This window comes from Crocosphaera sp. (genome assembly GCF_030064895.1).
In the GTDB taxonomy this organism is placed as follows: Bacteria; Cyanobacteriota; Cyanobacteriia; order Cyanobacteriales; family Microcystaceae; genus Crocosphaera.
Genome location: NZ_JASJEB010000018.1, coordinates 1 through 24127 on the forward strand (window position 1 = coordinate 1; position 24127 = coordinate 24127).

General features: G+C 35.7%; 14 protein-coding genes. 2 read left to right on the plus strand and 12 right to left on the minus strand.

The annotated features are described in order from the left end of the window. Positions 1–167 precede the first annotated feature (167 nt). The 12 genes from QNJ66_RS06970 to QNJ66_RS07025 form a co-directional block, all read right to left on the minus strand. Positions 168–2678 carry an alpha/beta fold hydrolase gene (locus QNJ66_RS06970; protein ID WP_300504449.1) on the minus strand — a complete coding sequence of 837 codons (2511 nt, stop codon included), beginning with the start codon at positions 2676–2678 and terminating at the stop codon, positions 168–170. A gap of 127 nt (positions 2679–2805) precedes the next feature. Beyond that, positions 2806–4800: a condensation domain-containing protein gene (locus QNJ66_RS06975; RefSeq protein WP_300504452.1), complete on the minus strand. Its 1995-nt coding sequence runs from the start codon at positions 4798–4800 to the stop codon at positions 2806–2808. A gap of 19 nt (positions 4801–4819) precedes the next feature. Then, the gene (locus QNJ66_RS06980) at positions 4820–5758 is read right to left on the minus strand and encodes a sulfotransferase (RefSeq protein WP_300504454.1); all 939 of its coding nucleotides are present in this window, start codon (positions 5756–5758) and stop codon (positions 4820–4822) included. Between the two features lie 198 nt (positions 5759–5956). Further along, entirely contained in the window at positions 5957–6709 is a 753-nt protein-coding gene (locus QNJ66_RS06985) for a hypothetical protein (RefSeq protein ID WP_300504455.1), read from the minus strand. A 164-nt stretch (positions 6710–6873) separates the two neighbouring features. After that, a complete protein-coding gene (locus tag QNJ66_RS06990; RefSeq protein ID WP_300504458.1) occupies positions 6874–8211 on the minus strand; it encodes a nucleotide disphospho-sugar-binding domain-containing protein in 1338 nt (445 codons plus the stop codon). Between the two features lie 2 nt (positions 8212–8213). After that, positions 8214–11030: an amino acid adenylation domain-containing protein gene (locus QNJ66_RS06995; protein WP_300504461.1), complete on the minus strand. Its 2817-nt coding sequence runs from the start codon at positions 11028–11030 to the stop codon at positions 8214–8216. 211 nt (positions 11031–11241) lie between these two features. Beyond that, complete coding sequence (locus QNJ66_RS07000) at positions 11242–16830, minus strand: non-ribosomal peptide synthetase (protein WP_300504464.1); 5589 nt, start codon at positions 16828–16830, stop codon at positions 11242–11244. Between the two features lie 62 nt (positions 16831–16892). After that, complete coding sequence (locus QNJ66_RS07005; RefSeq protein ID WP_300504467.1) at positions 16893–17126, minus strand: acyl carrier protein; 234 nt, start codon at positions 17124–17126, stop codon at positions 16893–16895. A gap of 66 nt (positions 17127–17192) precedes the next feature. Next, positions 17193–18773 (minus strand): amino acid adenylation domain-containing protein, encoded by a 1581-nt coding sequence (locus QNJ66_RS07010; protein ID WP_300504470.1) that lies wholly within the window; start codon positions 18771–18773, stop codon positions 17193–17195. After that, positions 18770–19918: an acyl-CoA dehydrogenase family protein gene (locus tag QNJ66_RS07015; RefSeq protein WP_300504473.1), complete on the minus strand. Its 1149-nt coding sequence runs from the start codon at positions 19916–19918 to the stop codon at positions 18770–18772. The genes QNJ66_RS07010 and QNJ66_RS07015 overlap by 4 nt, the downstream gene beginning before the upstream one ends. Before the next feature lie 331 nt (positions 19919–20249). Further along, a complete protein-coding gene (locus tag QNJ66_RS07020) occupies positions 20250–21368 on the minus strand; it encodes an ornithine cyclodeaminase family protein (RefSeq protein WP_300504476.1) in 1119 nt (372 codons plus the stop codon). A gap of 92 nt (positions 21369–21460) precedes the next feature. Further along, complete coding sequence (locus QNJ66_RS07025) at positions 21461–22621, minus strand: DUF6702 family protein (RefSeq protein WP_300504479.1); 1161 nt, start codon at positions 22619–22621, stop codon at positions 21461–21463. Positions 22622–22925: 304 nt separating this feature from the next. Here QNJ66_RS07025 and QNJ66_RS07030 point away from each other — a divergent pair, with 304 nt between their 5' ends. Then, positions 22926–23771 carry a phage baseplate assembly protein V gene (locus QNJ66_RS07030; RefSeq protein ID WP_300504482.1) on the plus strand — a complete coding sequence of 282 codons (846 nt, stop codon included), beginning with the start codon at positions 22926–22928 and terminating at the stop codon, positions 23769–23771. A gap of 31 nt (positions 23772–23802) precedes the next feature. Continuing rightward, complete coding sequence (locus QNJ66_RS07035) at positions 23803–24126, plus strand: hypothetical protein (protein ID WP_300504485.1); 324 nt, start codon at positions 23803–23805, stop codon at positions 24124–24126. Position 24127: the final 1 nt, after the last annotated feature.

Here is a 24127-nt window from a genome sequence, read left to right on the forward strand (position 1 = left end):
TATAATCTTAAATAGCCAATTATGAGCAATTTAAAAGCTAAATAATCTTATTTTTCAACTTTTTTCTCCCCTCCTGCCTCCTGCCCCCTGCCTTCTGCCTCTACTTATTAAGTATTCTTGTTCTAATGCAAGATGTGAGTTATATCCAACTCAGGTTATAAGAAATTTTAGCCTAATATCAAAAGATAATTTTTAACTTGTTCAGCGAGTAATAATCCAGATTCTTGATTAAACAAATTACCAAAAAAACCAGGAATAGTTGTAATTTCAATTTCTTCCTTAGTAACTTTCTGCCAACCCAGAGGAAAACCAAAGTGCCAGTCTAATGTTTGAACTTCTGCCCGAAAAAGTTTGACTTTCCCTGAATATTGTTGAGGGAAATATGAATTTGCAGCAATTTCATTGGCCGCTTGAGCAAGGGCATATCGATTTTCATAAGGTATCATTGGTTTAGTGGTTTGATCAACATTAGGGGAATTTTGCGGAATTTCAGGAACGATATTTTTCTCTGTCTCTTCATTATTAATGATTGGGAAAGATTGTGCTTGTTTTGCTAATTTTTGCCAAACTTTATTGGGTAAAAGTTTAATTTTATCCCAACCACCATGATAATAATAGTTTTTCCTGAACCAAAAGAGTCCCAGTTGCAGTTTGGTTTGAACTTCACTGAGAACATTGATAGAGAAAGAATTAGGACAATAAGCATCAATCAAAATCAGACTTGCAATGTCTTCTCCTTGAGATTGAAGTTGTTGAACGATCTCAAATGCAACTGCACCCCCAAAACAATGTCCTCCTATCAAGTAAGGTCCTTTGGGTTGTATCATTCGTATTTCCTTAACACAAGTTTCTGCCAGGGTTTCAACTGTATCGTTGCAAATCTCTCCACTATTGAGATCAGGACGTTGTAACGCATAAAAAGGTTGATCTGAACCTAACAAATTAGAAAATCTAGCCCATGTTAGAGCATCGGCTGAACCACCATGAAAAAAGAATGGTAATTTAGAGCCATTGACTTGAATGGGTACAACACTTGTCCAGGACGAAATCGGTTGCTCCTGATTAAGTAATTGAGCAAATTTGCGAACATTGGGTGCTTGAAATAAAGTAGCTAGAGGTAGTGTACAGTTAAGTTGTTGCTGCATTTGGTTAAATAACTGTACTGCCATTAGAGAATTTCCACCTAAGTCAAAAAAACTGGCTTCAACACTTAGGGGACTAACCCCTAAAATAGATTCCCATATTTGAGTGAGTTTAAGTTCTGTGGGATTTTCTGGAGCTAAAAAATTACCTTCTAGTTGTTCTCTACTAAGGTTTTGGTAAGGGGTGGAAGGGGATGTAATTTTTGAAGATTGGTTTTCTTTAATTACTAATTCAGGTAATGGCAAAATATCTGCGATCGCTTTTGACTGATTTTGAAGAATATTGGTTAAAATTTCTGCAAATTGCTTTAACAAAGTTTGAATAATTTGAGGAGTGAAATAGTTTACTTTGTAAGATAAAGTAACAGTAAGCTCATTTTTTTGTATCACTATTAAGGTTAAATTATAGGTGCTAATAATACCTGATTTAAAATTATCTACTTGTAAACTTTTGCTTGAGCCACCTATTTTCATGGGATAATTTTCAATGACTAATAGACTATCAAATAATGAACCCGATAGTTGAGTCCAAGTTTGAATCTGAATTAAAGAGGCATAGGCATATTTACTAGCTATAGTTTGTTTAGTTTGTAAATTTTCTAACCAAGAAATTATATTTTCTTCTGGCGTAATTTGTAAGCGAACAGGCAGAACATTGTTCAATAAACCAACAATATTTTCAATTCCCACTAAATCAGCTTGTCTCCCTGATACTGTTGCTCCAAATAACACATCAGTTTTGCCACTATAAAGATAGAGTAATAAAGCCCAGCTCCCTTGGACTAAAGTATTAACTGTTAGTTGATGCGATCGCAAAAATAGTTCTAGTTCTTGGGTGGTTTTTTCTGAAATAGTGATTGAGAGGTTTTCAGTTTCAGAGGGATTATTATTTTCTGTTTGAGAAATGGGTAGAGGGGTAGTATTTGTAAAACCTTCAAGGTTTTTCTGCCAGAAATTAGCGGCGGCGGTTTCGTCTTGTTCTTTGAGCCAACGAATATAAGTTTGATAAGTTTGTGGTTTTAAGATTGAAGGAGAGTCTCCCTTGAGTAATATTTCATAGCTATAAAATACTTGATTTAGTACCACTGCACTAGACCAACCATCTAACATCAAATGGTGACAACTCCAGAGCAATTTATAGTTTAAATCAGTCAGTTGAATTAGAGAAATACGACTTATAGGAGCTTGGGTAAAATCGAAACTTTTAGGACGATCTTCTAGAAGAAACTCTGCTAGAATCAAATCTTGATTTTCTTTTCCTTGCCAGTCCAGTTGAACCCAAGGTAATGTTATCTGACGACTAACAACTTGAAGCGGTTGTTTACTTGATTGCCAATGAACGGAAGTGCGTAATGCTGGATGAAGACTGAAGACAAATTCCCACGCTTGCTTTAACAAAAGTGGGTTTAGTTCTCCATAAATATCACAACTGACGTGCAGTAATCCTTCTTGAGAAGAAGTTTGCAGACTATGCCATAAAAATGCTTGTTGTAAAGAAGTTAGAGTATATATAGCTTCGATGTTTTGTTTATCCATATCAAATTTTATGTAATGTTATTAGACTGAGTTCGGTGTTAGGTGTTCGGAGTTGGGAGTTGAGGATTTTTAAAAGAAAAATAAGTGTTTTATACCTCTTATTTTGACAATTTATCTATAAATTTCCTTATATAGAACTCAGGTTATCGATAAATTCATCTAGTTCAGTTTGAGTAAGTTCCGCATCAGGAAAATCAGAGGGACTAAAACCAATTTCATCCCTAGTTAGACAATGTAAAATAATGGCTTTGAGTGTACTGAGATAGTTATTTGCTATTGTACTAATGGTATTTGATTGATATATGTGTTTATCATAGAGCCAATCAAGTTGAAGTTGTTTATCAGCAATCCAAGCATTAATTTCTAACAAGTAGCTACAACTATTATTTATATCTCTTAGCTGACCCAGAGAAATATCTTGAATGATTGGAATATGTGTGTGTTTATTTGTGGTATTTTGTTGACCTAAATAATTAAATAATACTTCTGATCTCGGTGCTTTAGCTAATCGTTGACTTATGGTTTTATCACCTAAATAACGTAAAATTCCATAGTCAATAGCACGATCGCCAATTTGTCGAATTTGTTCTTTCACAGATTTGATCATTATTCCATAGTCATCACTATGAGTGAATTCTAGCTTCAAGGGATAAACCATCGTAAACCAACCTACGGTTCTCGATAAATCGATGTCAGATACAATCTGTTCACGGCCATGGGTTTCGAGATCAATACGAATATTTCCTGCTTTTAGCGTACTCCATTGAAGCAATGTTTGTGCTAATGCACTCAACAATATATCGTTAATTTGTGTGTTGTAAATAGCTGGTACTGATTGCAGCAAAGCTTGAGTATCCTGGGAATTAAGATGAACATTAACTGTTTCTACAGTCCCCTCAGTTGATAGTGGTGTATCGGAATAATCTCGTGGTAAACGAATGAAGGGTGACTCAACTTGCTTAAACCAAAAATCAGCTTGAGACTGTCGCTGAGATGCTTGAGACGTAAGAATTTCAGCCCAAGTTTTAAAGGAAGTTGTTTTTGTTGGTAGTGATGTTGGGTAATTATTTTGGTTTAATAATTTCTCTAAATCGTTATGTAAAATTTGCCAAGAAACTGTATCTACAATTAAATGATGTAAGCTGATGAGAAACCAATTAGATAGATTTCCACCTCGGATAAAATGGGCAACTCCCATCAGTTTACCCTCAGCTAAATTCATGGCACTATGGATATCTGTACCGTATTGAGCAACTGCTTTGATTTGGTCTGTTTGACTCATACGGGAAATGTCTATTTCAACTAAGGATGGTGGGTTTCCTACATCTGTATTGGTTTGTTGCCAACCCGTTGAATGATAGCTAAAACTGAGTCTTAAAGCGTCATGATGAGTCCACAAGGTTGCGATCGCTTCTTGAATTTTAGATAAACTCACCCCAAGGGGAATTTCTAGTAACATGGCTTGATGCCAATGATTTGCTGCAATCATCTCCTGTTCAAAAAACCAGTGTTGAATAGGAGTGAGTGGTAGTGAACCGGTCACTGGTGTTTGAGTAGCAATCACTTCAGGAGTAACATTAACAACAGTCGCTAACTCAGCAATAGTCGGTTGCTCAAGAAGCTGGTTAGGAGAGAATCTTAGTCCGGCTTCTCTTGCTTTGGAGGTAATCTGAATACTGAGGATAGAATCCCCTCCTAGCTCAAAAAAGTTGTCATGAATACCAATTGTATCAAGTGCTAAAACTTCGCTCCAAATCTCAGCTAGTGTCTTTTCTATGGACGTTTCTGGGGGAGTTGATTGATGGGAGTTAAAATTTGCTGATTGCAGTTCGGGTAGTGCTTTCGCGTCAATCTTCCCATTAGCAGTACGGGGTAATGCTTCTAAGAATATAATTCCGGCTGGAACCATATAATTAGGTAGTTTTGTTTTCAGATAGTCCCGTAAGATCGAAGTATCTACATCAGTAACAGAAGGTTGAGGAACAACATAAGCTATTAATCTTTGATGAGATACTGATTGTGACTTTTGCGCTTTAAGCTGACGAATTTGCTGTAATAGCTCTAATCGCTGACTTGGGGAGAGAAGTTTAACTCTTTGATATAATTCTTTTTTTGGTAACATTATATAACGTTGTTTATTTTTAACTCCTAATAGATTTTAAATTATTTCTTAGTTTTCGTAAATTAACAATTAGAAATAGTCGCCAAGATTGCCATGTACTGAGTTTCTTAGTAATAGGTTGATATCCTTGTTTGCTCATTTCATTTCTAGTTAAATGTTCTACGACAGCAATTTGATAGGAGGATAATTTTTCCCGCCACTTTTCTAAGGCCATTTTATGGACGGGGGCTAAGACTTCTTGAACAGACGGATCGATATTATGGTTTAACCCAAAAATACTCGGAGATTTATGATTCTCTGAAATAATTAGGGGACTATACTGTTCTTGTAAAAAATAACAAATACGAGACATTTCTTGCTCAGGTTCTCGTACTAAGGATTCATATTTAACTAAGATAATATGCTCATCTTTTGACCATTTTTTTCTAAAATTTTCCACACTTTCACACCATTTACGAGCATGAACATCGATATAAGAACTCGCCCATTTTTTAGTTATTAAAGAAGAACTTACTGCTCGGGGATCTCGCAACATCCAAATGACCTGTGCATGAGGATACCATCTGAATAAAATATCTAGATATTGATAATGATCTGGTGTTTTTTCTCCCCATCTTAATTTTTCCATTTTCGTAGCATAAGATTCAAGGAGAACGGTTAAAACAGTTTTATGGTTTATATTTCCATCGACTAAAAGATTTGTCTGGATTTTTTCAGCATTTAATCCAAAAGATTCAAACATTTTACTACGACAAAGCGTTTGCCAAAAAGTCTCAAATTGTTCTGGTTGATTCAAATCTAAATGTTGATAGGGTTTGAACCAATTTTTACAAAAGTGAGTTTCTGGTGCGATGGCAATATTAGGATGTGCTGATAATAAAGAACGCATTAAAGTTGTGCCTGATCTTGGCATTCCTACAATAAAAATGGGATTTTGATTTTTACAACGTTTTTCCATATTTATCTGAATTTGATGTTGGCTTTAAAAGAAAGCAGAAGGTGAAAGGCAGGAGGCAGGAGGCAGGAGGCAGGGGGCAGGAGTTAGGTGTACCTCATGAGTCCGAGAAAAGGTATAGATGGGGATTTTAAATTAAATGAATGACTTTATTGGTCAACATTGAATTTTCATTTTTTTTACTTTTCCTATCTTTTATAATTATTTTTTTCCTATTATATAGATAGATTCTTTTCGATATATTTCTAAATCACTTTCTCCTAAAATATCTGAACCGAAATCAACTTGTTTTACCTCAGAAAAACCAACTTCTTCTAACAATATTTTCAATAAATCTGGAGCAAACATAAAACAATGACCCCATCCATAAATCAACTTATTTTTAGCTAAGATCGGATTGGTTGATTCTTGACATTGAGGTAAATCAAAGGAATTATTGTAAGCTTCTAGATAAGGAACAACAACCCGTATATACCCTCCTATTTTTAGATAATCAAAACAATTTTTCAAAGTAATTAGAGTATATTGAGGATGGATGTGTTCTAAAACATGAGAAAGAATAATAAAATCAGCAATTTCTAATAAATCAATATCTCGAACAGTTAAGTCCAAAAACAAATCATACTTAGTCTTATCCCTATTCCCAAATAAAAACCGTCTAATACTAGCAAAACCCCAATCACCGAAGACACGAAATACATCGGCGTTAATATATTCTTCTTTTTCATTTCCTGCACAGCCAATATTTAAAATAAGAGGTGAATTTTGAGAAAAATTTGCTATTTTACGGCGATTAAATCCAGTTTTGATCATTAATTGGGTAAAATGAAAGCTTAACCATAATCTAAAAATATTTTTGATATTATGCAAGCTGGTAACTGGATATCCCACAGATTTTGCAACTGTGCTAAATTCCTCTAAAAGAATTTCTTTTTCTTTTTGTTGATTGTTCATAATTTTGTTTAAAAATCTTCTAGTTTTCTAGACTAATATATAGCACTTCTCATACTTGTGAGGTACAGAGTTTTCTAGTTTTAGGAGTTCGGAGTTCGGAGTTCGGAGTTCGGAGTTCGGTATTAGGTGTACCTCATGAGTCCGAGAAAGGCTATATCTTTTTTCTACTTATGTTCATTTAATAAATCTTTCACGACTTGAACCGCAACACTCTTATGCTTATAGTGATCAAAACAATCACGCATACGATTAACTCGTATCCTATAGGACTGATTATTTAAAATATTATCAATATCTTGTCTAATTTTAGTAGGTTTATCTTGTTGAATATCACCAGTAATACCAAGGCCATGATAAGCGATGCGGGCTGCATTTCCATTTTGATCATAACGTCGCAGAGAATAAACTAACATAGGCACACCAAAGTAAAGACACTCATTTATACTATTAATCCCAGCATTAATAATCCCACAGTCTGCGTGTTTAAGTATTTGAATTTGAGGGGTCCAATTAAAAGCATATACATTAGAAGGAAGAGAACCTAATTGATTCAAGTCTAGCTGATTACCAACTCCTATTACTAAATCCCATTGTAAACAATTTGATACTGCTTCTATAAGTTTTTTTAAAAATCTTTGATTCCCTCTATTAAAGCTACTACAACCACAATAAATTAGTGAACTCCCAGTTAATTGACGTTTTTCAAAGAGTTGCTCTAGACTTTTATAAGTGCTGGGTTCAACGTTTGATTCATGACGATTTTCGTAAACCATTGGTCCAATATAGTGCATTGAAGGATGCGGAACGTGGGGATAATCTAACTCTAAAGCGTTGAAACAGAGAACAGGAATGGCCTTATGGGGATAAGGGACAAGAGACTGCTTAAACCCGAATCTTTCTCTGAAGGGATAGCCTATTTTCTTAGCATAACAACGCAAGACAGAAATTCGATCAACTCCCATCTTTTGCCAACGTTCGGACTGATATTCTCGCCATTTTGTCCAACCATAGCGGAACCAAGTCCATTCAATGCCAAACCATTGTCCTCGCAACCCTTTACCTGGAATAATATTAGTGTGAATAGGAGGTAAATGAGGTCGCTTCCAAATTGATAAAAACTGACATAAAAGTGCGACTGGTAGCTTGTTAGCAACCGCAGTCATAATATGGGGGTGCATTTCCATATCAATGAGCAGTAGATCGGGTTTTAATTCCTTAATTGTTTCTACAAAATTCTCGACACCCAATGCTTTTATTCCTTGATTTCTTCGTTCTCTGAGTTGCCGAAATTTTTGCCAGCGACTCAGAGGGGGTTCTTGCCAATCAAATATCCAAGGATCAAGTTGAACAAAGGGTATATTATATTGATTCGTTAGATCAGACCAGTCTTTAGGACTAGCGTAGGTAACATGATGACCTGCTTGTTCCAAGTGCTTAACCAATGCAATACTCGCGTTAAATATTCCTGTCAGTCCACCAGTGATGCAAACAATATGAGCCATTTTTAATCATTTTCCTCGATATTAATCAGCAATTGCTTTACTTGATCTTCATGCAATGTTAACAATTGTGTGACCAAACTCTCTACACTATCAGAGTCAGAAGACGGTTGAATGGACTGAGTTACTAATACTGCTTCTTGAACCGTTTCATGTTCTTTGAGTATATCTTCAATTTCCCCTAACTCAATCCGATAACCCCTAATTTTTACTTGGCGATCGACTCGTCCCAAAAATTCTATATTTCCGTCTGGAAGATAACGCGCAAGATCACCGGTTCGGTACAAATAATCTCCTTCCACTTGACTAAAGGGGTTAGGAATAAATTGCTGATTCGTTTTTTCTGGTTGATTTAAGTATCCTTGAACAACTCCTGAACCACCAATAAAGATTTCTCCTGGAACACCTATAGGAACTAACTGTTGAAGATTATTGAGTAAATAAATTTGTGTATTGGCAATGGGTTTACCAATGGGAATAGTTGAACTTTCCATAGTTTTTGGTACTTGATAGACACTACTCCAAACTGTTGCTTCTGTGGGACCATATTCGTTATATAAAGAGGTATCTGGAAGTTTTTCATGGTGTAGTGTAGCAAGCGATTGCCAACTCCCTTCTCCTGCAACAATGACGACTTTTAGAGATTCAAGTTCTGTATTTTTCGTATAGGTTAATAATAAGTTATAAAGAGATGGCAAACAGAGGGTATGAGTAATTTGCTCACGGGAAATTAGGGTTGCTAATGCTTGTATATCTTGTTCTAATTTTTGTTTTGGTAAAACGAGAGTTCCTCCTTGACATACTGTCCAAAAAATTCCGGCAACTGAACTATCAAAAGCAAAGGAAGAGAGTAACAAAAAGTTACCAACGGATTGATTATAATACTGAATTCGGGCTGTTGTAGAATGAACAAGATTACTGTGCGTTACTAAGACTCCTTTGGGTTTACCTGTAGAACCTGATGTATAAATGATGTAAGCAAGAGAGTCATTTGATTTTAGGTTAATTAGTGAAGATTTTAAATCCTCATTGTCTTCTATTTTTTGCCAATCTGTATCTAAACAAAAAGTGGGTATATTAAACCCCGTCGTTAAAGACGGGGTCTTGGGCAACAAATTGAGCAGTTTTTGCTGAGTTAAAATTATAGCAGTTTCAGTATCTTGCAAAATATAAATCAATCTTTCTTGAGGATAGTCTGGATCTAAAGGAACATAAGCACCACCAGCAATAAGAATACCAAGAATTGCTATCACCATTTCTAAAGAACGTTCTAAAAAAATGCCGACACAAACATCAGACCCAACACCTAAAGATTGTAAATAATGAGCTAGACAATTAGCTTTTTGGTTTAGTTCTTGATACGTTAGAGATTGATTCTCAAAGGTAACAGCAACAGCATGGGGATTTTGCTTGACTTGTTCTTTAAATAAATCATAAATATAAACATCTTTTCCTATTTTTGTTTGAGGTTTATTCCACTCTAAAAGGAGTTGATTTTTTTCTGCTTCGGTTAATATAGGTAAGTCAATAAGATTACTATTAGGATGTTCAAAAAATCCTTGTAATAAAGTTTCTAGAGAAGCTAACATTCGAGTTATTATCCCAGAATCAAAACGATTTCCATCATAGATTAAAATTAATTTTAATGATACTTTCGGAACTACCAGTAAAGCGAGAGGATAATTACTTTGTTCTCGGTAATTAATTTCATCTATTGTTAAGTCAATATCTTCTGTTTGAGGAGGTTCAGGATAGTTTTCAAAGACAACCAAACTATCAAATAAAGACTTTCCTTGGGGGACTTCACTCCATTGTTGAATATTGACCAAAGGAGTATATTCAAAATCACGAATTTTGAGCAGTTGTAACTGTATTTCTTGCAACCAAGGAATCAGTTGTTGTTGAGGAGAAATATTGACTCTGACGGGCAAACTATTGATAAAAATTCCTACCATTTCTTCAACTCCTGAGAAGGTTGTAGGACGACCAGAAACTGTTGTTCCATAAACAATTTCTTGTTCACCACTATATCGACTCAAAAGCAAAGACCAAGCACCATTAATAACTGTATTTAGGGTAAGTCTATTCTGTTTCGCCCAAGTATTTAAAGATTCTGAGAGTTTAGGATTTAATGAAATTTGTTTTTGTTGATAGTTAGAAGTGGATTTAAAAGAGTTGCTAATAGGAAGTGGAGTTGGTTCTGTAAATCCTTTAAAAACTTGTTGCCAAAAGATTTTAGCTTTGTTTAAATCCTGTTGTTGTAGCCAAGCAATATAATCTTTATAGGGAGGAGAAGATGGGAGACTAATTTCTTTTTTTTGACAGAGAGAAGCATATAAAGCAAATACTTCTTTTAAGATAATCAGAGTTGACCAACCGTCACTAATTAGATGATGAAATGTCCAAATTAACTGATAATTTTTATCTTGAAGATAAATAATTTTTAGACGCATTAATGGTGCTTTTTCTAACTGAAATCCTAAAAAGCGATCTTGTTCAAGAAGGTCATCTAATTGTTCTTTTTGTTTTGTAGAGTCTAGTTTACACCAGTCTTCAAATGTCCATAAAATTTCTACCTTTTGACGAACAATTTGTAAAGGTTCATCTAAACCTTCCCAAACAAAAGCAGTTCTTAAAGTTTCATGACGTTCTATAACTTTTTCCCAAGCTAACTTAAAAAATTTTTCTTGTAATTCACCTTTAATTTTACAGGTATATTGTTCTATGTAAACACCTGAATTTGGTGCAGTTAAGGTATGAAAAAGCATTCCTTGCTGAACAGGAGAGAGGGGATATATATCGGCAACATTTTCTAGCTTCATTGGAAACAATTGTGTATTTTCAGTGAACTAATAAGATTATAGAATACTTGTAACATATTGATGTTTTGTGACTTATATAGCATTTCTCATACTTGTGAGGTACAGGGTTTTCTAGTTTTAGGAGTTCGGAGTTCGGAGTTCGGAGTTCGGAGTTCAGAGTGAGATATTAGATGTACCTCATGAGTCCGAGAAACGCTATATCTAACTTAGGTTAACCCAGTAACTTAGCTATTTTATTGATTTTGTCTTCAGTTAAATTAGCTAAAGGAAAGTCATTAGGTGTAGAATCTTCTGCTTGAGACTGACTACAATGAGTAATAAGCGATCGCAATTTTTTCGAGAAATTATCGATCATCTGTTTAACGATTTTTTCTTGATTAAAATTACCACTATAACGCCAATCAATTGTCAGTTTCTCTTCAATTATAAAAGCATTAATTTCGAGAATATACTGTCTTTTTTCTTGATCACTTCGAGATAATGTGAGTTCACGACACAGTTTAAAGGGAGAGTTTTCTGCTAATAGTTGTTCCATAATCCCAAGATAATTAAAAAGAATTTTTGATGGCGATATTGCTTCTAATATCTCATCCGAACGGAGATAATGTAATATTCCATAACTAATTCCTCGGTTGGGAATATTACTTAATTCTTCTTTAATAGATGTTAGAGATAATTCTAAATTCTTATTATTTTCTATCTTGAAGATAACGGGAAAAATAGAGGTAAACCAACCTATTGTACGGACTAAATTTGCCCCTTTTACGATTTCTTGTTCTCTACCATGACCTTCCAAGTCTATCTGAATTAATGGGTTTTGAGTTATTTCTGTAATTGACAATGTTAGCGCAGTAATTAATATCTCATTGATGTGGGTATGATGAATTTTTGGAATGTCTTGTAACAGTAAGTTAGTTTCCTCAGCAGTGAGAGAAACAGTAATATTCTTAGCAGTTGCTTCTGTATTTTCCGTACTATCATAATCTAACGATAAAGATGGTAATTCAGTCCCAGATAATGATTGCCAATACTCAATTTCTGTTTGCAAATTATTATCTAAGTTAGCTAATTCAACTAATTTTTCAGACCACTGTTTAAATGAGGTTGTTTTCAAAGGAAGTTGGCAAGGTTGTCCATTTTTTAGTTGTTGGTAAAGGGTTTGTAAATCTTTTAATAAAATTGACCAAGATACCCCATCAATGGCTAAATGATGGATAATAATGAGTAAATGATTCTTTTGATTATTGCCTAAATTCAACAAGGCAATTTTGATAAGTTCTCCCTGAGCAAGATTGATACTTTTTTGTAGATTCTCTTCTATTTTAGCAGTAGAATCATCTTGTTCTGAAACAGTTTTATGGGATAAATCAACGGATGTTACTGTTACATTGGGAATCGATTCGGGGATAAATTGCTGCCAAGAAAATGATTCTTTTTTAAACTGTGAGCGAAGGGAATCATGATGAATTAGTAACTGTTGGAGTGCTTTTTCTAACAAATTATTATCTAATTTTTCATCTATTTCAAGCAAAAGACTTTGATTCCAATGGTTCGGTTCTTGCACATTTTGAGCAAAGAAACGATGTTGAATAGGAGTAAGGGGAACAGATCCGGTAACCAGTCCTTGTTCAGATAAAATGATTGATAAAGTGTCAATATTATCAGCTAATTCCTTGATGGTTGGATGTTGAAATAACTGATTAGGACTCAATTGTAACCCAAATTCATTGGCCTTAATTGCAATTTGAATCGCCATAATTGAATCGCCACCAAGATCAAAGAAGTTATCATAAATTCCTATTTGATTGACTTTTAAAACTGTTGTCCAAATTTGACTTAAAGTCTTTTCAAGGGGTTGACTGGGAATAACAAAAGTTGTATCTAGTTCAGGTCGAGTATTTTCTGGACTGGGTAAACAAGTGCGATCAAGTTTGCCATTATTTGTTAGGGGAATTTTATCAAGGGGAATAAAATAAGAAGGAATGGTATTCCGGGGAAGTTTTTGACTAAGATAAGTTCTTAAATCAGCAGAACTTAAATGGGTAGAACTGACATAATAAGCAACCAGTTTATTGTCTTCATTTTCAACTTCTTCATAACCAATTTCTTGTAAAATTCTTTCAACATCTTCAACATTTATATTATCATTCAGTTCTTCTAATGCTGTATCTCTTTCTTTGTGACCCAAACGAACATCCCAACTATAAGGTAAAGCATAATTGTGATACCCTTGCTGTTGAGTATGGACATAAATACCAGCATTGTTGATTAAACAGTTAGTAGAACGTCCTGTATCTGAAGGTCTGATCCAAGGTGCATTTTCTTTGAGAAACCGTAACATTTCCTCTAGTTCTACATCGCAATAGCGGTAGAAATCAACAATTTTAACTCTGTTAAAAATCTCATCATCACTAAAAGCAGTTACATCTAATTCCCGATAGATTGCATCATCAACTCGATGATATGCTTTTCTTGCTTCTAACACCATTTTATCAATTTCATTGACATCAAAATTAGGTTGGGTAAATAGTTCCACTGTTAATCGTGTCTCAAAAAATTGTCCCCTAGATAACCCCGTGATGATAACAGGAATACCTTTTTCATCAGCAAGTTGCATACTCAAGGTATAAATGGTTTTAAAACAACCATTACACACATTACAATGACGTTGCAGACTATCAACAAATATCTTATTCATCGCTGGAGTATTACCAAAGATATGATCCACATTCAAAGACTCAACCACTCTTTGAATATTCCCTTTTGCTTGTTCGGAAATATAACCATTATCTAAGGTGAAAGTTAATACTTTTAAACCCATTCCTACCAGTTGATACAAAACATAAGTGCTGTCTTTTCCACCACTAAGTAACATTAAACAATCGTATTCTCCTCTCTTGTTTGTTTTTGCTTCATTTAAAATTTTTTTGAGTTCATCAAAGGGTTTAAAATATTGTTGAATTCTGTGCTGGTAATTTTCATACGCATTACACAGATTACAAACTCCATTTTCATCTAAGGTAATATTAGGATAATTAGAAGGAATTCCACATTGAGAACAGTGAATTATGGAAGATTTACTATCTAATGAAGCTTTTTTTTGGACAATATCTACAACACAATCAGTAATTTTAGGGTGAGATAATAAGACTGTTTCTACTTCTCCTAATTCAATTCTGGTTCCTCTTATTTTTACTTGGCGATCGCTACGTCCTAAATATTGTAATTGTCCATTGTTTTTCCACCGTCCTAAATCTCCTGTTTTATATAATCTTTCTCCAGGTTTAAAAGGATTAGAAATAAAACGTTCTCTGGACAATTCAGGACGATTAAGATAACCTTTTGCTAACCCTGGACTAGCAATATAAATTTCTCCTACGACTCCTTGAGGAACGAGATTAAGATACTTATCTAAGACATAAATTTGTGATCCAGCAGATGGTTTACCGATGGGAACGGATACTCCTTGATCTTGTTGATAATCGAACTTATAAATCATACAACCAACGGTTGCTTCACTCGGTCCATATTCATTATAAATGTCAATATTGTTATCAAACGCTTCTGTAATTTTTCTCGCTAGGGACGTTTTTAAATCTTCACCACCCAGAATCATTTTTTTGATCTGAGACTGACTCAAATCCAAATCTTTGATAATAGATAGATGAGAAGGAGTCAACTTAATAATATTGACTGCATTATCTTCAATAATACGAGCAATCGACAAATCGATTTCCTCTGTATTTTCTTCATAAATTATAATTTCTCCACCACTAATAAGTGGGACCATAATAGACGTTACAGTTAAGTCAAAAGAAAGGGGAGAGAAGAGAGGAAATTTAGCTTTAAAATTAGGATCATTGTTGTTTATATATTCTTGTTTTGCCCAAGATACATAGTTAATTAATCCTCGATGTTCAATCATAACCCCTTTAGGTTGACCCGTCGAACCAGAGGTATAAATAATATAAGCTAAATCTCCTGGTTGAATCTTCTTATCAAGATTTTCTGACGACTCATCCTTGATTTTTATCCAGTCTTTATCAAGATCAATAATATCTAAATTACTATCAACCGATATTTCTTCCCCTAAAGAACCTTCTGTTAATATCAAAGAAACTTGAGTGTCTTTTACAATAAAATTGATTCTCTCAGAAGGATAATTAGGGTCGAGAGGAACATAAGTCCCACCTGCTTTAATAATAGCCCAAATAGCGATCAACATTTCTAGTGATCGCCTCATAAAAATCCCAACAGTAATTTCTTGCCCAATCCCCTTTTTCTGTAAATAACGGGCTAATTGATTAACCTTTTTATTAAACTCATCGTAAGTAATCTGTTGTTGATTGTAGCTAATCGCAGGACTGTTAGGGGTTTGATTAACTTGTTCTTCAAAAATATCAATAACGTTTTTTTCTAATTTTGAATCATCAAAATTTGATTGGATATCAGAAAAATGATTAATTATATCTTTCTCTTCTTCTGCTGTTACTAAATTAACCTTGTCTATGGGTTGGTTTCTATCTTCAATAAATCCTTTCAGAAGACTAATAAAATGAGCGATCGCTCTCTGCTGTAATGCTTCATCAAAGAGGTCATTATTAAAATCAAAATGTAACAAAAAATTACCACTTTTGTCTAAATCATGTACCTGAATTCTTAGATGATGACGACTATCACCATAACCAGCATGAACCCAATCAGATTGCATTTCTAAACCATTAAAATCAGGAAAAGAAGCATTAATATAATTTAAGATAACATTAATTTCTCTGTTCAAAGCAAATCTACTCGTACCTGGTTGAGCATAACGTAAAAAACCATTAGATTCTTGTTGTACTTTTTTCAATAAAGATAAGAAAGTTTCTCCTTCTTCAATACAAATCTGAAAAGGAAATACCTCAATAAAAACACCAATTGTTTCTTTAAAATTCTTAGTGGGACGATTATGAGCGGGGGTACCAATAGCTAATGATTCTTGACCACTAATACGGTAAAGATAGGCAAAAATAACAGTAGCAAAAATATTAAAAAGAGACAGATGAACTGTAAGAGAACGAATCTCTTTTTCTGTGGTTATTGCTCTTAAATTTTGAGATAGTCCATCTTTATCTAAATAATAAGATACCCTTTTAGTCCGAGATTGTGTATTCGTTATATTGTTACCGTAAAAAATAATTTGTTTAGATAATTTATCTTGTTTTTTCTGCCAATAATCAACGGCTTTTTTATAAATAGAAAAATCACGAGAGTTATTTTCATAATTAATATATTCAGCATAACTTGGTAATGCAGACAAATCTATCAAAGTGTCTTCCACTGCTTGTCGATAAAAATCACTCATATAGCGATAAATAAGGCTAACAGACCAAATATCAGTAATTAAATGATGTTGATTAAGATACCAAATAAATCTTTCTGAATCTATTTTTATTAAAGCAGAATCAAACAATCTTTCCTGTAAATTAAAAGGCTGTTGACATTTCTCTTGAATCCATTTTTTTGCAGTAATTTCAGGATTATTTTCAGCAGTAAAATCTAATAAAGGTAAAGTATAATTTAATGTAGATTGTACTTTTTGCTGTGGAATATTGTTTACTTCTTCAATCACAGTCCGCAAAATATCACTTTTATTGATCAGTATTTGAAAGACTTTTTGAAATAATAAAGAGTTTATTTCGCCATTAATTGTAAAAGCCAATACCATATTATATATGGGGGCTGTTGGAGCCAACTTTTGTCCCAACCACAACATAAATTGACTCGTCGTTAAATTCGATTTTTCGGCAATATCACTCATAGTTTCTCCCTCAAGAACTAATGTTCAGTAATTTATGTTTAAACTTTTTGCTCACAGTTTAGTTACATTTTATTTATATAAGCATCAATAGTTTGGACTGTGCGAAAATTGTGGATCGTTACGTCTTCTAAAGGAACTTTAATTCCGAATTTTTCTTCGATGAAAGCAATGAGCCACATAATACCCATTGAATCTAGTAAGTTTTCTCCGAGTAAGTCATCTTCTGCTTTAATTACCAAGCGTCCGTTGAGTAGGTCTTCGCTAATATAGGTTATGAGTGTTTTTTGAGTATCCATTTATTTATTTTTTTATAGGTTATTTTAATTCTAATGATATTTTTTCATAAAGTTAACCATCAAGCATTAATTCATGTTTCTGACGGCCTCTTGTTGTAAAGCTCGACGGTCGATTTTACCCGATGTTGTCCTTGGTAATTCCTCCCTAATAGAAATCTTAAGAGGAACTGCATATCTGGGTAAAATATTAGAACCATAGCGTATTAACTCAGTGGGGGTAATTTTTTCTTGTCCTTTTAAAGTAACAGCTGCTTCTATATGCTGACTACCTGAGTCGTTTTCAACACCAAAAACTCCTGCTTCCTCTACTAAAGGATGGGAAACTAGAGCGGTTTCTATTTCATCCAGTTCTACTCGATAACCTCGTGTTTTAATTTGTCGGTCTTTGCGTCCCAAAAAACGGTAATTACCATCGGGTTCTAACCGTACTAGATCCCCTGTCCGAAAAAAAACCTCTTGATGATTTCCTATTGTATTACGATAAAAAAACGCTTTTTTGTTTAAATCAGGATTCTGCCAATATCCTTGCATCATGGTAGGAGTTCGGACCAATAATTCTCCTATTTCTCCTTCCGTTACCCTTTTATCTTCTTCATCAACCACCAATTCCTCTGCATTGTCCCAAATTTTACCAAGGGGGACTGGTTCATTTAGAATCGATTCTAAGGGAGGAATATGATAGTAGCTACACTGATTAATTTCAGCCGGACCATAAACATTACAAAAACGTGCTTGAGGAAGTAATTTCATTAATTCGTATAAATATTTGGGAGGGAAAGGCTCTCCTCCAAATAGTATCCAACGTAAAGAACTCAAGTCATGATTAGGCAGAAGTCCACGATGAAGTAATTGAATTAGGGCAAAGGGAACAGAATACCAAATAGTGATTTTTTCTGTTTCAATTAGTTGGCCAAGACTAGCAGGAATTTTAGTATAAGCTTCCGGAATAATAACCGTTGTTGCACCCACCAAAGGACCTGTAAAATAGTCCAGGGTTGACATATCAAAATGTAATGGGGAGTGGTTTCCCAAGCGATCACCCTCATTTAAGTTATAGGTATGAGCCGACATTTTGGCATAACTTAAACCACTTTTATGGGTGTGCATAATTCCCTTTGGTTCTCCTGTTGAACCAGAGGTGTACATGATATAAGCTAAGTCTTGTTCAATTATTTTTATTTTGGGTGAGGACTTGGCAGAGATATCTGTTACTATTTTCCAATCAAAAATACGGATAGGTAGTTCGCTATTTCCAGGAAGTCCCACCACATATTCTAAAGGGGTTGTTTCCTGCAAAATTTCTTTGATATATGGTTGTTTTTGGGGTTGAGTTATGATACCCCGAATCTGACAATTTTTAAGGATAAATCTAATTCGGGTTGCTGGTGCAGAGGGATCTAGGGGGACATAAGCCCCTCCTGCTTTCATGATGCCATAGATAGCGATCGCTGATTCTAGGCTTTTATTACAATAAACCCCAATGCGATCGCCTTTTTTCAACCCTTGGTCTATAAGAAGATGTGCCAGAGTATTGGCCTGTTCTACCAACTCTTGATATGTCAGACTTTTATTTTCAAACCGAAAGGCTTCCTGGTGGGGAAATTTCTCAGCAGAATAATCTATACTATGGGGAAGAAGATAAATCATAATCCTAATAAACTAGCAATAATGTTGCGTTGAATATCCGATGTCCCCGCATAAATAACGCCACCAATGGCATCTCTAAGATTCCTTTCAACTCCATACTCAGTCAAATAACCGTTTCCTCCATGAATGCGTATGGCATCCAAACCTGAAGCAACAAAACATTCACTTAAATGGAGCTTAAGTAAAGCCGCTTCTAACATAGCAGGTTTTCCTTGATCTTTGAGCCAAGCGACTTTATAAAGTAGTAATCTAGCTGTTTCTAGTCGCAACTTCATCTCAGCAACTCGATTAGAAACAGATTGAAACTTGCCGATCGCTTGTCCATATTGTTCTCTAGACTTAGCATAAGCAATGGTTTCTTCCAACTGCTTTTCCATGGCACCCAGTTCACTAGCAAGATTAAAACAGCGATCGTATTCTAGGGAGTTGTGGGAAAAGCTAAAACCTGCACCCTCAGGACCGAGTCTATTTTCTTCGGGAACGAAACAATCTTCAAAGATAATCTCCCCAAAAGGAGCAGTCCGTAAGCCCATTTTTTCTTTAACCGCACTGGTAGAAAAACCAGGTGATGAACGTTCTACCAGAAACGTAGTTATACCCCACTTCCCTAAACTGGGATCAAGAGTGGCAAAAACAATCGCTAGGTCACAGATAGGGGCGCAAGTGACAAACTTTTTAAGGCCATTAAGAATATAGCCCCCTTCGCACTTTTTAGCTGTCGTCTTGAGACTGTAAACATCTGACCCAGAATTGGGTTCAGACAAAGCATGAACCCCTATCCAGTCACCATTACAAAGAAGAGGAAGATAACGTTGTTTTTGTGCTTGGGTGCCAAACTGCAACAGTAAAATCTGTACTGTCCACATCTGAGCATTGAGAGCTAAGGTGAGTCCATTATCTTCACAACCATAACCTAATCCCTCCATCCCTAGAACGGCAGTCATAATGTCCAATGCAGGAGAACCACTATAGGCTTCCGGGATACACATTCCTTGAATACCAAATTCAGCGCACTTTCTCCAGTTCTCCTGAGAAAACATTCCTTGATAGTCCCGTTCAATAATGTCCCCATTTAGGTTCTCTTGGGCAAACTTAATTACCCGTTGCTTAAAAGCTATTTGTTCTTCTGACCAAGCAAAATCCATAATCAATATAAATATCTAAAGTAGATTGAAAGAAAAAAGTTGTTAAAAGAAGGCAGGAGTTGAAAGGCAGGAGGCAGGAGGCCGGTATAGATGGGGATTTTAACCCGCATCTAACCGGAGACCACCAAATCGCAGATTTTGCTGGGGGACGCGGGACCCAGTTGGGCGAAGCAAAAAGGCTTGACTTTAACTAAAAATCTTCCCTCCTGCCTCCTGCCCCCTGCCTTCTGCCTCGCCCGAAGGGCTGTTATAGCAGTCGCCAAAGCTATTAGGACATTTTTCTGTTCCCTGTTCCCTGTTCCCTGTTCCCTTAAAATATAATTTATGTGTCCTAACTAGCCTGTCTATTGCTATAAATTGAATTTACGGAAAGGTCTATTTTAGAAACACCTTTGTTAATTGCTGATGGAATCGAAAAATCATAGGGGTTTCTCGTATCAGCAGAGATACTTTCCAATTGGACTAAAGTTCCTGCCCCTAGTTCTTTAGCGTAATCAAAAAATATATTCATGACAACTTGATCTTCTAAGGCCCATCCTGTTGAATCAAAAACTGTTTTCTCATAGCGAATATATCTATACTGCTCTTCTTGTTTGATCAATTGGTAGAGTTCCAGTTGAATATCTTGAGGTTCGAGTTGCTGGCATTCCCCTTCTTTCAATGCTTGAGTACGGAAATCAGGGCAAACAAAACTACTTTGAAGAACGGATTTGGGGATCTCTATTTTTCCAGAGAAGTCAGAGCCAATGGCATTGATATGTATCCAAGGTTTGAGGGATTTATCTTGAAAAACAGGGCCTTCTCCAACTTTAACCGAAGTCGCAGTACAAAGCACATCGGCTAAGGCTACCAGTGGAGCCAATGGAGTTACCTGAATTTCTACATTTTTAAGATTAAGGCAAGCAACCCTTTGTGCAAAAGAATTGCTGATCATGGGATCAGTGTCATAAATTAGAACCTGCTCGAAATCGAAAATTCGAGTAAGGGCGTGCAACTGAGTAACTGCCTGTGCGCCACAACCGATAATTCCTAGAATTTTGCTATGGGGTTTAGCCATTAATTGACTGGCGACGGCTGATGCTGCACCGGTTCTTAGGGCGGTTAAAAAAGTTGCGTCCATCAATCCCATCAAGTGGCCTGAGGTTGCATCATAAGCTGATACGGTGGAAAGAATTGTCGGTAGTTGACGATTCTGGGGATTATTAGGATGATAGCCAACAACTTTGATAATTACTCGCTCTTGTTGATGAAGCAAGGGCATCCATTCGATCAAACCTGTATGAGAATTTTCATAGCTAAAACCTTCACGGGGGGGAATAGTGGTTTTGTTGTGATCAAATTGCTGAAATGTTTTGCTCAGGCGAGCTATGGTTTGGTCCATCAACATATCTAAGCCAACTTTCTGCACAATTTTGCGGATATCATTGACTGAGAGAATTAAGGTTTCCACTATTTTCCTCCATATAATCTAGATTTTATTGTTTTTTCGCTATAGTTTAGCTTCTTTGCCGGCAGATGCTCTTCAAAAATACTCTTCATATCTTAGAAAATTTGTTTAACAAAACCGAAAAGATGAAGATCAACATCAAAAGCACGTTCTATAAACCAATAAATGCCCACTATAAACATAAAAGCGGCTCCAGATTGAACAAAAAATCTACTATAAATTTTTGGTTGCCGACAGAGATAAAGAAGGGGAAAAATGATAGCAATGATAGCAATTTGACCAAGTTCAATCCCTAAATTAAATCCAAATAAGGAGAGAAATGCGTGGTCTCGAGCTATCCCTAACTCTGCTAGAATATTAGCAAAACCAAATCCATGAAATAATCCAAAACCAAAGATAATTAACCAAATTCTTTTTCCAAAAATAGGATAAACAATATCTACAGCAGCTATGGCAATGGACAGAGCAATTATGGATTCAACTATGCGAGAAGGAATTTCAATAATTTGCAGTGTGGCCAAAGCTAAGGTGACGCTATGGGCAATAGTAAAAGCAGTGGCAATTTTAATTACATGAAAAAAAGCGGGGCGAAAATTTTTCACTGGTTCCCAGCCTAAATTTTCTCGGCGTAAGACAGAGGGGAGAATTAAAGCAATTAAGAACAAAATATGATCAGTACCTTCCCAAATATGTAAAAAACCTAGTTTGACCACAGAAGTAAACCCTCTCCATAAGGAAGAAGAGGATAAATCTAAAGTTTGTGGGGAGCTATTAGGAGTGAAAGTTAAGGAGATAGAAGATTCATTGGCAAATGTGCCTGTCTTCCAATTATGCTCAATCATAACGAAGTTTTTATGTTTAGGTTTAATATCTAACAGCACTCGGTAATCAACATCAAGAGTTTCAGGAATTTCTTCTAAATTGTCAAGACGGTAATCAAAAGTTAAATAGTGAGCAAATCCTGTTTTAAACTGCCCATATCCTTGATATATTAAAGGATATTCTTGTTGGTTATTACTAATAGTCAAATTTTCCTCTAGATAATCCCTAATTTCTGAAAGGTGAGGCTCTATATCTTGTTTTTGAACCTTCTTATTAGTTGGTAAATTCAAGTTTAAGGCTTTATTGAGGTCTTTAACTGTAATTTCTGCGCGGGTTTCAATGGCTTGGTCATATACTTGAAAATAAAGATAACTTTGCTCAGGTGCATGGGCGGTTACATTAAGTATAGGCAGCAAGCAAAATAAAATCGCCATACTTAGCTGCAAAATAATTGATTTTAGTCCCTTATTTTGAGTTATTTTATCCCAAATACTGTGTTTGGTCTTATTATTAAAATATAAAAGGGGTACAGATAAATTACTTTGGTTCTTCCTGCTCTGTTGTTGAAACAGTTTTTTGACAAACATGACTTGGCTCAAAATACTTTACTATGGATGAATTTTATCATTTTGTCTGCGATTAAGTCTCGTTCTAACGGATTTTGCTATCCCTATACCTTGATTCTGTTTTGTTACAGAATATCACTTTTTTGCTTTCTCGTAGAGAAAATAACTGACAATGGATAGTGGATTATGGATGTTGAATAGAATGACACAAAATCAACAAGACCAAGTCTTTGGCAAATATCGAGGCAAAGTAACCCAAACGGAAGATCCGTTGAACCTGGGTCGTATTCAAGTTAAAGTCGCTGCCATCACCGATAATAAGAGTGTTTGGGCCATGCCCTGTACCCCTTATGCCGGTAAAGATATCGGCTTTTTTACCATTCCGCCAGTGGATACCAATGTCTGGGTAGAATTTGAAGGAGGAGATGTGCGTTATCCCATCTGGAGTGGCTGTTTTTGGGGAGAGAACGAACTGCCCCAAAAAGCACAGGTGAGAAAACCAGAGCAAGTGCAAGTCTTTAAAACTGATGGGGCAACCTTGACCATTAGTAACCAAGATAATAATAAAAATTTAACAATTGAAGTGGAAAACCCGCTTGTAGAGAAACCCCTAAAAATGGTATTCAATTCAGAAGGGATTGAAATAAACAACAATAACAAAACCACTGTTAACCTTAAGGCGGAAACCATTGAAATCAAAAATGGGACAAATTCCACCATCATTATTGCCAAGGACAAGATACACCTCAAAGAAAGCAATATTGCCATTAACCTAACCAATCAAAGTATCGAACTCCAAAGCAGCCCAGCCACCCTAACCCTCAAGACCTCATCTGGGATCGAACTGAAAAACAATCCCGCCATCGCCAAATTAACAACATCGGGAATTGAACTGAGTAGCACTCCAGCAACGGTGGAAATCGCCGCCACGGGGATCGAACTCAGCAATCCCATCGGTAATATTAAACTGTCGCCAGCCGGAGTCAACATCAATAATGGGGCTTTACAAGTCACCTAAACATCCCTTTAGAAAGATTTCGAGGTAAATTATGCCAGGTTTTTTACTCAATGCCGGTTCTACTGTTATCTGCGCCCACGGAGGACAAGCCAAAGCCACCGTTCCGAATCCTCGCGTCAAAGTTATGGGACTACCCGTCACCACTCAAGGCCCTCCCTATGTGATCACGGGTTGTGTTAATCCACCCCCTCCCGCCAACGTCGGACCTTGTCTCATCGGTAACTGGATTTTCGCTTCTTTAAGAGTGAAAGTGATGGGAATGCCGGTGCTTCTGATGGACAGTAAAGCCATTTGCGTTCCCACCGGAACTCCTCTCAACATCCTAGTGACCCAAACGCGGGTTAAGGGGATGTAAT

What these genes read in the sequence shown, in the direction of transcription:
- QNJ66_RS06970 (WP_300504449.1), bottom strand. Translation starts at nt 2,678, where the DNA reads ATGGATAAACAAAACATCGAAGCTATATATACTCTAACTTCTTTACAA.
- QNJ66_RS06975 (WP_300504452.1), bottom strand. Translation starts at nt 4,800, where the DNA reads ATGTTACCAAAAAAAGAATTATATCAAAGAGTTAAACTTCTCTCCCCA.
- QNJ66_RS06980 (WP_300504454.1), bottom strand. Translation starts at nt 5,758, where the DNA reads ATGGAAAAACGTTGTAAAAATCAAAATCCCATTTTTATTGTAGGAATG.
- QNJ66_RS06985 (WP_300504455.1), bottom strand. Translation starts at nt 6,709, where the DNA reads ATGAACAATCAACAAAAAGAAAAAGAAATTCTTTTAGAGGAATTTAGC.
- QNJ66_RS06990 (WP_300504458.1), bottom strand. Translation starts at nt 8,211, where the DNA reads ATGGCTCATATTGTTTGCATCACTGGTGGACTGACAGGAATATTTAAC.
- QNJ66_RS06995 (WP_300504461.1), bottom strand. Translation starts at nt 11,030, where the DNA reads ATGAAGCTAGAAAATGTTGCCGATATATATCCCCTCTCTCCTGTTCAG.
- QNJ66_RS07000 (WP_300504464.1), bottom strand. Translation starts at nt 16,830, where the DNA reads ATGAGTGATATTGCCGAAAAATCGAATTTAACGACGAGTCAATTTATG.
- QNJ66_RS07005 (WP_300504467.1), bottom strand. Translation starts at nt 17,126, where the DNA reads ATGGATACTCAAAAAACACTCATAACCTATATTAGCGAAGACCTACTC.
- QNJ66_RS07010 (WP_300504470.1), bottom strand. Translation starts at nt 18,773, where the DNA reads ATGATTTATCTTCTTCCCCATAGTATAGATTATTCTGCTGAGAAATTT.
- QNJ66_RS07015 (WP_300504473.1), bottom strand. Translation starts at nt 19,918, where the DNA reads ATGGATTTTGCTTGGTCAGAAGAACAAATAGCTTTTAAGCAACGGGTA.
- QNJ66_RS07025 (WP_300504479.1), bottom strand. Translation starts at nt 22,621, where the DNA reads ATGGCGATTTTATTTTGCTTGCTGCCTATACTTAATGTAACCGCCCAT.
- QNJ66_RS07030 (WP_300504482.1), top strand. Translation starts at nt 22,926, where the DNA reads ATGGATAGTGGATTATGGATGTTGAATAGAATGACACAAAATCAACAA.
- QNJ66_RS07035 (WP_300504485.1), top strand. Translation starts at nt 23,803, where the DNA reads ATGCCAGGTTTTTTACTCAATGCCGGTTCTACTGTTATCTGCGCCCAC.